We start from the raw sequence: 1,110 nt of genomic DNA, 5'->3' as shown, positions 1-1,110 counted from the left end.
GCCGACATCACCATGGGTTATCAAACACCAGCATTGGCAGAAAACCGCTACAACGGAGAGCCCGCTGTCACCTTGGCGGTGAGCCCAGTTCAAGGCATTAACGTGGTGTCACTTGGCGATACGATTCAAGACATCATCGCTAACTACCAGGCAACGCTGCCGCTGGGTGTCGACATCTCGACCGTTGCTTATCAACCTGAAGAAGTACAAAAGTCTATCGACGACTTTGTTGGCAACCTGCTTGAAAGTGTCGCGATTGTTTTTGTGGTGTTGTTGGTCTTCATGGGTTTTAAGAGTGCGACCATCGTTGGCGCAAGCTTGCTCCTGACGATTTTGCTCACGCTTGTATACATGAACATCGCCAGCATCGATTTGCACCGTGTCTCGCTAGGTACGTTTATTCTCGCACTGGGCATGTTGGTGGATAACGCCATTGTGATCACCGATATGATGATCGCCAAGCTCAACAAAGGTATCGAGCGAACTCGCGCCGCGATTGATTCCGTCAAAGAAACCGCCGTGCCACTTTTAGGTGCAACTGTCATCGCGATTATGGGCGCAAGCCCAGTGTTGTTCTCCAAAACCGACTCCGCCGAGTTTGCGAGCTCTGTGTTCTACATTGTGGCATCGTCACTGTTGCTTTCATGGATCGTCGCGATGACGTTTACGGTATTAATGGCGTGGATGTTCATCAAGCCAAAAGCTAACAGCGAAGAGACCAAACCGAGCCGTTATAAACAGTTGGTATTCTGGACGGTGGACAACCCGCGTAAAGCATTAGCCGCTTTGGTTCCGTTGATTTTAGTCACCGCCGTGGCAATCCCGTATGTGGCCGTGAACTTTATTCCTCAGTCGGATCGCTCAATTGTGTTTCTCGATTACTGGCTACCCAATGGTGCCAAGATTGAACAAACCTCGGCAGACATGCGTAAAGTTGAAGAATGGTTGGTCGCACAACCAGAAGTGGAAAGTATCTCTAGCTATGTCGGCACCAGTGCACCTCGCTTCTCGGTAACGGTAGAGCCTGAACCGCTCGACCCTGCCTACGGCCAGATTCTGATCAACACCAAAGACTACGAGAGCATCAGCCACTTGGTGACGCGTGGTGAT

Annotated in this window: 1 protein-coding gene; it reads left to right on the top strand. The window is 50.7% G+C overall.

Translation table 11 applies throughout. The features are described 5' to 3' along the window. The coding region (locus R7Q48_RS24640) for an efflux RND transporter permease subunit (RefSeq protein ID WP_318132736.1) at positions 1-1,110 on the top strand (1,110 nt) is incomplete at both ends.

The sequence above is a fragment of the Vibrio sp. 378 genome (genome assembly GCF_033339435.1).
Note: the sequence above shows the minus strand (reverse complement) of the source record. Positions and strands in the feature narration are given on the sequence as shown.